Source organism: Flavobacterium sp. (assembly GCF_043720215.1).
Classification (GTDB): domain Bacteria; phylum Bacteroidota; class Bacteroidia; order Flavobacteriales; family Flavobacteriaceae; genus Flavobacterium.
The window spans coordinates 1-9576 of record NZ_JAYSSZ010000185.1 but is presented as its reverse complement, the minus strand read 5'-3'; the positions used below and the strand labels follow the sequence as shown (position 1 = coordinate 9576).

Annotated in this window: 7 protein-coding genes; 1 reads left to right on the top strand and 6 read right to left on the bottom strand. The window is 32.4% G+C overall.

What is annotated here, in order from left to right; all coding sequences use genetic code 11:
- Positions 1 to 1908 (top strand): T9SS type B sorting domain-containing protein (locus ACHZC3_RS08510; RefSeq protein ID WP_394759445.1); only part of this gene is annotated, 1908 nt, incomplete at its 5' end.
- 64 nt (positions 1909 to 1972) lie between these two features.
- Here ACHZC3_RS08510 and ACHZC3_RS08505 read toward each other — a convergent pair.
- From ACHZC3_RS08505 to ACHZC3_RS08480, 6 genes are all read right to left on the bottom strand, one after another.
- Positions 1973 to 4192 carry a RelA/SpoT family protein gene (locus ACHZC3_RS08505; RefSeq protein WP_394759446.1) on the bottom strand — a complete coding sequence of 740 codons (2220 nt, stop codon included), beginning with the start codon at positions 4190 to 4192 and terminating at the stop codon, positions 1973 to 1975.
- Between the two features lie 71 nt (positions 4193 to 4263).
- The gene (locus ACHZC3_RS08500) at positions 4264 to 5052 is read right to left on the bottom strand and encodes a TrmH family RNA methyltransferase (RefSeq protein WP_394759444.1); all 789 of its coding nucleotides are present in this window, start codon (positions 5050 to 5052) and stop codon (positions 4264 to 4266) included.
- A gap of 119 nt (positions 5053 to 5171) precedes the next feature.
- Positions 5172 to 6095, bottom strand: a complete 924-nt coding sequence (locus ACHZC3_RS08495; RefSeq protein ID WP_394759443.1) for a DUF2167 domain-containing protein — start codon at positions 6093 to 6095, stop codon at positions 5172 to 5174.
- 12 nt (positions 6096 to 6107) lie between these two features.
- Complete coding sequence (locus ACHZC3_RS08490) at positions 6108 to 7439, bottom strand: DUF58 domain-containing protein (protein WP_394759442.1); 1332 nt, start codon at positions 7437 to 7439, stop codon at positions 6108 to 6110.
- A 3-nt stretch (positions 7440 to 7442) separates the two neighbouring features.
- Positions 7443 to 8450, bottom strand: coding sequence for an AAA family ATPase (locus tag ACHZC3_RS08485; RefSeq protein ID WP_394759441.1), 1008 nt, complete (start codon positions 8448 to 8450; stop codon positions 7443 to 7445).
- On the bottom strand, positions 8450 to 9576 hold a 1127-nt coding region (locus ACHZC3_RS08480; RefSeq protein WP_394759440.1), incomplete at its 5' end, for a DUF4350 domain-containing protein. The genes ACHZC3_RS08480 and ACHZC3_RS08485, both read right to left, overlap by 1 nt.

Here is a 9576-nt window from a genome sequence, read left to right as displayed (position 1 = left end):
TTGCAAGTATTTTCGTTACCAGTTATTGTAACTATAGTTGATTTAAAACAATGTGACGATAACATCGATGGTTTTAGTGTTTTTAATCTAACCCAAGCTAATAGCATCATTTCAACCAATTTTGCCAATGAAACGTTTACTTATTTTGAAACACCATCAGATGCTCAAAATAATACAAATCCTATTCTAAACTTTACGACTTACACCAACCAAGTGGTAAGTAACGATGTGATGTATGTTCGAGTTTCAAATGCGAATGGTTGTTTTAGAGTGGCGCAACTCAATTTGATAGTTTCTACAACTCAAATTCCACCAAGCTATACGCAAAGTTTTACCCAATGTGACGATGCTATTTTAGGAACGAATACTGACGGTGTTTCTTCTTTCGATTTTAGTGCGGTAACACCTCAAATACAAGCGATATTTCCTGTGGGACAACAACTAGATATTACCTATTATAGAAATCTAACCGATGCACTAGCAGAAAACAATGCAATAACGGATATTTCAAATTATAGAAATATTGGTTATCCAACCACTCAAAATATTTACATTCGTGTTGATAGTCAACTCAATAATGAGTGTTTGGGATTAGGTAGTCACATTACACTAAATGTAGAAAGAATTCCAATTGTAAATCCAATCGTAAGAAATCATTGCGACGACAATCAAGACGGATTGTATGGTTTTGATACTGTAAATTTGCAAAGCACTTTATTAAATGGTTTAACGAATGTCGCTGTTACTTATTTTGACCAAAACAATAATCTACTACCAAGTCCGCTACCCAATCCTTTTGTAACGGCTTCGCAAACTATAACAGTGGTGGTTACCAATACTACTACGAAAGCTTGTTCGTATGAAACTACAATACAATTTGTAGTGGACGATTTACCCGAAGCTTTTCCTATTGCAACAACATTAACCACGGTTTGTGATGATGAACCCAATCCAATCAATCAAAATGGTTTGTATTCTTTCGATACTTCGACTTTTCAAAATACGATTTTAGGAAGTCAAACGGGAATGATAGTCAATTATTTTGATGCAACTAACAATTCGTTGCCAAGTCCATTACCAAATCCGTTTGTAACTGCCACGCAAAATGTAAGAGTAGAAGTTGTTAATCCAATCAATGCGACTTGTAAAACTACTTATACTATTTCATTTGTGGTAAAACCAGTACCTACTATTAGTTTAGTAGGTGATGAACTAGTTTGTAACGAACGAACGATTTCAAAAACGATTGACGCAGGACTTTTAGACTTAACCCAAGCACCAAACTATACGTATGTTTGGAAACTCAATAGTAACCCTGCCGTGATAGGAACAAATTACACACTAACTATAAACGAAGCAGGAATATATACCGTTGAAGTATCTAATAGTCTAAATTGTCCTAAAACAAGAACGATTACCGTTACGGCTTCGGATATCGCTACAATAACGAATGTACAAGTAATCGATTTGTCACAAGATAATTCGTTTGTGGTTACTGTAACGGGACTTGGCAATTATGTGTATAGTTTAAATGCTACGGATTATCAAGAATCGAATGTTTTTACCAATGTTTCCGCTGGAGTTTATAACCTTTATGTGAAAGATTTAAATGGTTGTGGCATTGCAAACGAAGAAGTAGCTGTTTTAGGAATCCCGAGTTACTTTACGCCAAATGGCGATGGTTTCAATGACTATTGGAATATAAAAGGCGCAAACAGCAAATTAAATGCTAAAACAAGTATTTCTATTTTTGATCGTTTTGGTAAACTAATCAAACAAATCACACCAACCAGTCAAGGTTGGAATGGTACTTTCAATAATCAATCACTACCTGCAACTGATTATTGGTACACTGTCAATTTAGAAGACGGAAGAACTGTAAAAGGACATTTTGCTTTGAAGCGTTAGTATTTTCTATGTGGAAATATGAAAGTTTGATTAACCTAAATTAGGAACGTATAAAAGATATAAGTTAGTTATTATAAATTCTTGTGACTCTATCTACGCCATCAATTTTCTTAATATTGTCTATTAGTTTTTTAAGAATGGTATTGTTTGCAACAATTACGGCTAGTGTTCCGTTAAAAATTCCTGCATCACCAGAGAGTGAAATACTTTGAATATTAACATGCATATTGTTTGAAATGACACGAGTTAGTTCATTTGTTAGACCAATACTATCCATGCCAGTAATCTCGAGTATGGCTTTAAATTCTTGCTGTGAAGAATCGATCCATTTTGCTTGCATAATTCGGTAAGCATAGTTAGATTGCATACTTATGGCATTTGGACAATCGCGTTTGTGAACTTTTATTCCTTCGTTTATGGTAACAAACCCAAAAACAGGATCACCAGGGATTGGATTGCAACAAGCGGATAATTTATAATCTAATTTGTCTTGCTCAACGCCAAAAACAAGCATGTCATAACTACTCGACAGTTCGTTTTTATTAACGGATTCAGGATTTACACCAGGGCTTCTTTTTATTTTGGTTTTAAAGAAGTTCATAAAAGTATTACTTTTTTGAGCGGCAAAATCCCTTAATTGTTGGTTGTCTATGGCGCTAACACCAACTCTATAAAATAAATCTAAACTGGTTTTTAGTTTAAAGTAATTAACCAATTCATTAATTGTAGATTCGTTTAATGTGATTTTTAAGTGTTTTAATTTGCGAGCTAAAATTTCTTTACCATCTTCCGCTATTTTCTTAGTATTCTCATTAAGAACATTTCTAATCTTATTTTTTGCTCTCGATGTGGTTACATAATCTATCCAGTTTATAGTGGGTTTCTGATTTTGAGAAGTGATTATTTCTATTTGATCACCACTTTTTAGTTCGGTGTTTAGTGGAACTAATTTTCCGTTTACACGCGTTCCTCTTGTTCGGATTCCTATTTCTGAGTGAATACTAAATGCAAAATCGAGCGATGTGGCTCCTTTTGGGAGTGATTTTATTTCGCCTTTGGGTGTAAAAACAAAAATTTCTTTAGCATACAAATTCATCTTGAAATCTTCGACAAAATCTACTGCATTTGTTTCAGCATTTTCTAAGGCTTCTTTTAGCAAATTAAGCCAAACATCAAGTCCGCTTTCTTCGGTGGCACCTTGTTTGTATTTGTAATGAGCTGCATATCCTTTTTCGGCAATTTCGTCCATGCGTTCGCTTCGAACTTGAATTTCGACCCAACGACCCAACGGTCCCATAACAGTAATATGTAAGGCTTCGTAACCTGTAGATTTTGGTGAAGAGATCCAATCTCGCAAACGGCTTGGACTCGGACGATAGTGATCTGTTACTATCGAATATATTTTCCAAGCTAAGAATTTTTCGTCGTGCGGATTTGATTTATAAACAATTCGAAGTGCAAATTTGTCATAAACCTCGTCAAAAGTTACATTTTGAGCCGCCATTTTACGACGAATGGAATAAATAGATTTTGGTCGACCTTTTATAATATATTCAACACCTTCTTCGTCGAGGGATTTTTTTAATACATCAGTAATGTTTTTAATGTATTGGTCTTGCTCTTCTTTTGTTTCTTTTATTTTGCTGACGATATCGTTATAAACAGCTGGTTCAGTATATTTTAGTCCTAAATCTTCTAGTTTTGTTTTTATATTGTATAAACCCAATCGATGGGCTAGTGGTGCATAAATATATAAAGTTTCGGAAGCAATTTTTACTTGTTTGTACTCCGCCATCGATTCCATGGTTTGCATATTATGCAATCTGTCGGCTAGTTTTATGATAATTACACGAACATCATCATTTAGAGTTAACAACATTTTACGAAAGTTTTCGGCTTGCATAGAAATGTTCATGTCTTTTTTTACTTGCGAAATTTTTGTTAATCCTTCCACAAGCTGTGCCACTTTGGGATTAAACATTTTTTCGATTTCTTGAACGGTAATATCAGTATCTTCGACAACGTCATGCATCAATGCAGCGGCAATAGCGGTTGCTCCCAAACCGATTTCTCCAGCTACAATTTTTGCTACTGCAATGGGATGGAAAATATATGCTTCGCCAGATTTACGACGTTGGTCTTGATGCGCATCTACAGCTACATCAAAAGCTTTACGAATCAATTTTTTGTCTTCTGGCGTAAGTGTTTGATAACTTATCCGAAGTAACTCCTTGTATTCCTGAGCGATAGCTTTATTTTCCTTTTCGATATCAATTTCTACCATAATATTCTTCTTCAATTCCTAAAGTTAGAATAATAAAATGAATTATGAAAGGGTTTTTCAATATTGATTTTTTAAAATCCTCGTTGTCTTTTGGCTTCGAAAATTAAAATTGCAGCGGCTACCGAAACATTCATAGAATCTATTTCGCCTTGCATAGGAATAATAATGTTTTGAGTCGCATTGTCCCTCCATTCTTGGGATAGTCCTGTTGCTTCTGTGCCTACAACTAATGCGGTTGGCGTTGTGTAATCTTGGGTGTGATAGGAAGTCGAATTTTGTAATGTGGCACAGTAAAAATTGATTTTATTTTCTTTTAGAAAAGAAATAATTTCTGATGTTGTTCCAGTTGCAATCTGATTGGTAAACAAACAACCCACGCTTGATCGAACAATATTTGGATTGTATAAATCACTTTTTGGATTGGCAATAATTACCGCATCTAGATTTGCGGCATCGGCTGTGCGAAGTAATGCGCCAATATTTCCTGGTTTTTCGGGAGATTCAGCAACAAGAATTAAGGGGTTTTTAGATAATTTTAAATCGGATAATCCGAAAGATTTTGCTTTGGCTATAGCCAAAATACCTTCTGTAGTGTCTCGATAAGCTAGTTTCTGATAAACTTCTTTAGAGATTTCAATAAGTTCTGTTTGGTTGTTTGATAATTTGGCTATTTGGTTATTTGAAATCAAATCGGGTAAAAATAGAATGGTTTCTATTTCAAATCCTCCTTTTATAGCTAGTTCAATCTCACGTTGTCCTTCTATTAAAAAAGTTCCAGATTGCTTGCGAGCTTTCGATTTTTCTTGTAATAAAACTAATGATTTTATAAACGGATTTTGCGAGGAAGTGATTTGTTTCATTTTGAAATAGTAAATGTCAAAGTTACAAGGATTATTTTAAATGATAAGAATCTAATAATAAAAAAGGTTTTCACAATTTTAAATTTCGAAAACCTTTTTTAATAGATAAAATAAATTATTTATTCCTCTTCTTCTTTAGTTGCTTCTTCTGCTAATTCTTCTACTTTTGGTTTTGTAACTTCTTGTTCTTTGTTTCCAAAAAAGAACTTTTTAACAGCTGCAAATGCTGCGATAAGTCCAATGAATATTACTTTTCCGAATTTTGCTATTACGGCAAAAATTCCAACTTTTGCTAAAACTTTTCCAGCTACAAGTCCACCTATTGTCCAAGCGGCAACAGTATCAGTATCTTCGTCGAAATTGAAATAAGTATGTCCTTCTTTAAACTGAATGCTATTTATAACATTAGGAATACTAGCTTTTACTTCAGCTAATTCGTGCATACTGGCAACTGCCGAAATAGTATACATTCCTTTTCTTCCTAAAACTCTTAAATCATAGTTTAAAGTATTGTCTTTAGATTTTCCAAATTTTATCTCTTTTGCCCAGTGTAACACTTTCAGCTTTTCATCATAAAATGGTTTCGATGCCCATCCTACTAGTTCGACTGATCCAAATCCTTGTTTTATTCTTTCAGGATTTTCGTTGCGCATTTCTTCTTGAATGTCTTTTAATAAATCATCATAATTTATGTCATTAGCGTCATCGTCTTTTACATAACCATCTTCTTGATAATTGATTACAAACAACCAACTATTATCATTCATAACGCCTTTGTTATCGGGAACAATAGAGCCTAAAACAGTCGTGTCTTCTGGATTTCCCCATAAATCTTTAAGTACATATTGGGTTTGTTTTGCATCTAAAAATTTGAATCCTTTTGGCACAGATAATATTGCATTTCCTGATGGGAATTCGATTTTACCCGTTTTATAAATTAAAGATTTCTCAATTTTGTCGTAATCAATCGTTAGTGAATCTTGAGCATAACTAGATGCAATAAAAACTATTAATAACAATAGAGAGGAGATGATTTTTTTCATAATTTTTTTGGTTTACAATATACCTCTTGCTTTTATTTCGAGGTATTTATTTATGGTGTCTAGCGTTAGGTTTTCGGGTTGTGTTAGTACAGAATGAATTCCGTATTTTTTGAGTTCGTTTACGATTAATTTCTTTTCAAAAATGAATTTTTCGGCAATTACTTTATCGTATATTTCTTGAATTGTTTCAGATTTTTTGTGTGTAATCTGAAATAATTCCGTGTTTTGAAAAAAGACAACTACTAATAAATGATTTTTCGCAATTCCTTTTAAATAAGGCATTTGACGATGCAAGCCATCTAGTGTTTCGAAGTTTGTATATAATATAATTAAACTTCTATGATTGATGTTTTTCTTTATGTCTACATATAATCTAGAGTAATCACTCTCAAAATAGTCGGTTTTTATGTTGTATAAACTTTCTAATATTTTTTGCATTTGAGAAGTTCTCTTTTCGGCAACAACTCGATTTTCGACCTTTTTTGAGAAAGAAAACATACCCGCTTTATCTTGTTTTTTTAGAATTACATTCGATAAAACTAAAGTTGCATTTATAGCATAATCAAGCAAACTCAAACCGTTAAAAGGCATTTTCATAGTTCGCCCTTTATCAATAACCATATAAATGTTTTGAGATTTTTCGTCTTGAAATTGGTTTACCATCAACGCATTTTTCTTTGCAGTAGCTTTCCAGTTTAAAGTCCGAATGTCATCACCAGGAACATATTCTTTTATTTGTTCAAACTCCATAGTATGACCAATTCTTCGAATTTTTTTGACTCCATATTGGAACAAATTATTCGAAAAAGCAATCAAATCATATTTTCGTAATTGAATATAAGATGGATAAGTGGGAACTGTCTGATCTTTGTCGAAAGTATATCGTTTTGCAACCAGATTCAGTGGAGACGAAATGTAAACGTTTAGATTTCCAAAATGATATTCGCCACGTTCTGTTGGTCGAAGAAAGTATTGAAAATCATCAATCGAATTGTGTTTTATTTTTCGTTTAATTTCAAAATTTCGTACTTGAAATTGAAACGGAATTTCATCGATAACTTTAGCGAAAACAGGAAAAGTATAAAAATTTTTAACATTTATTACGACAGAATTCTCATCACCATTGGATAATTTTTCGGGCGTAATTCTATGTGCTTCAATCCCTTTTTTTGATGAAAATAAAATTATAAAATCCAATGCAAAAAAAGACAATAAAACCAATAATAAATACCAAGCTGCATTGTATAATGCAGGAAATATAAACGCCAAACAAAACACGACTATAACACCAATAAGTGAATAGAAAAATAAATTGTTGATATATAATTGTTTAATTAGTTTCAAGTTTTATCTCGGAATTTCTATCGTTTCGATGATTTGATTTATAATTTGAATGCTTGTTATGCCTTCCATTTCACGTTCAGGTGTTACAATTACTCTATGTTGTAAAACTGGAATTGCAGCTTCTTTTATGTCTTCTGGAGTTACAAAATCGCGACCACGAATTGCTGCAAAACCTTTGGCAGCATTCAATATTGCAATGGAAGCTCTTGGTGAAGCTCCTAAATATAAGAAGGCATTTTCTCGTGTGTTTACAACTAGTTTAGCAATGTATTCGAGAAGATTGGGTTCGACAATTATTTGTTTTACAATATCTTGGTATTTTTTTATTTCGGCACCAGAAAGAATTGGTTTTATATGATCTAATTTGCCATGATTTTGTAACGTGTGTTCGCGTTGTATAATCAGAATTTCTTCATCTAATTTTGGGTAATCGATATTTATTTTGAATAAAAATCGATCGAGTTGTGCTTCAGGCAAACGGTACGTTCCTTCTTGTTCTATTGGGTTTTGAGTAGCTAAAACAATAAACGGTTTTTCTAATTCATATGTGTTTCCATCAATCGTGATTTGACGTTCTTCCATTACTTCAAAAAGTGCTGCTTGTGTTTTTGCTGGCGCACGATTTATTTCATCAATCAGAATTAAATTAGAGAAAATAGGCCCTTTTTTAAATTCGAATTCAGATTTTTTTAAGTCATAAACTGATGTTCCTAAGATATCTGATGGCATCAAGTCTGGTGTAAACTGAATTCTGCTGAAATCTACTGAAAGCGTTTTGGCCAAAATTTTGGCAGTAATCGTTTTTGCAACGCCAGGAACACCTTCGATCAAAATGTGTCCGTTTGATAAAATGGCAACTAGAAGCTGGTCGATCATCTTGTGTTGTCCTACAATTACTGTTTCGAGTTCTTTCTTAATTTTTTCGACACCTTCATTTAATGGACCTAAATCTAATCGAGATTGAAAATTTAAGTTTTCTTCGGGCTGAAAGTTATTTTCTGTATTTTCCATTAGTTGATAATTTTTTCAATTGCATTATTTATTTCAATTAGATCCTGTTCTATACTTTGATTGTAACTCTTTTTGTGATAGTTTATCAAACGTACAATTTTTTCGATATCTTGACTATTTTTGCCGGTTTTTGAATGTAATTTTTTTATAAAATTTTCATCAAGAATGGTTGTATCAATCAGGTAATCATGTCTTATTTTTTCTAGGAAATAAATTATTTTTTTGTCAATAATATTCTGATGATCTCCTTCTTGATAATATAAATTTCCAATTGTTTTTGTAAAATCGACAGTTGTGTTAGGAAGTGGTTTTATAATAGGAATGATTCGTTGTCGTCGTTTTGCATTAAATATCATAAAAACAAGAGCTCCTAATGCAAATAAATACCAAGCCCATTTTAATGCTGGTTGACTTAGCCAATATCGCATGGGAGAATCTGAAATAGCATTTCCGTTTAAGTCTTTTACCAACCAAAAAACAGTTCCTTCTGGAATATAGGAAACAATTTTTTCAGTATATTCTGAATGATTTTCTTTTAGTAAATGATAATTTGTAAAAGCTGCTGGTTGTGTATGAAGATAGAAAAATCCACTTTTGTAAGCAATTTTTATAAAATTTATTTTCTTTTCTTTTTTTACTTCTTGAAAACCTAAAACGGTCGTTTTTGAATTGTCAATTTTGTTAAAGGAACTTGAGCTGGCGCCAATATTAAAACTGTAACTTTTTGCATTTAGTTTTTTATTGGCTAACGACAATTGTATGTCTTGGTTCATTTCAAATTCAGAAACAATTTCAAAACCTAAACTGTCTCTAAATTTTTGCGAAAAATCTTTGGTACTTATAAAAGCTGAATTGCCATGACCTACAAAATAAAAAAGTTCATCAGTCGATTCGTCATCAATCATATAATATTCTGAAATAGACAAAATGGTTCCATTTTCTTTATAGGTTTTTACCAAAGTGTCATAATCATAAATATTTTCAAAATATTCGTAAGGTGTAGTTGTTACTTTTTTGATTGTATCATTTTTTAATAAAGTCTTCGATTCGTTATCAAAAACATACAAACCAAATGGGATTTTATCATTCAAATCATAACTTGGCGTCCAATCTATAGGTCTTGGTC

Coding starts and splice junctions, on each gene's coding strand:
- ACHZC3_RS08500 (WP_394759444.1), bottom strand. CDS start 5,052: ATGAAACAAATCACTTCCTCGCAAAATCCGTTTATAAAATCATTAGTT.
- ACHZC3_RS08495 (WP_394759443.1), bottom strand. CDS start 6,095: ATGAAAAAAATCATCTCCTCTCTATTGTTATTAATAGTTTTTATTGCA.
- ACHZC3_RS08505 (WP_394759446.1), bottom strand. CDS start 4,192: ATGGTAGAAATTGATATCGAAAAGGAAAATAAAGCTATCGCTCAGGAA.
- ACHZC3_RS08485 (WP_394759441.1), bottom strand. CDS start 8,450: ATGGAAAATACAGAAAATAACTTTCAGCCCGAAGAAAACTTAAATTTT.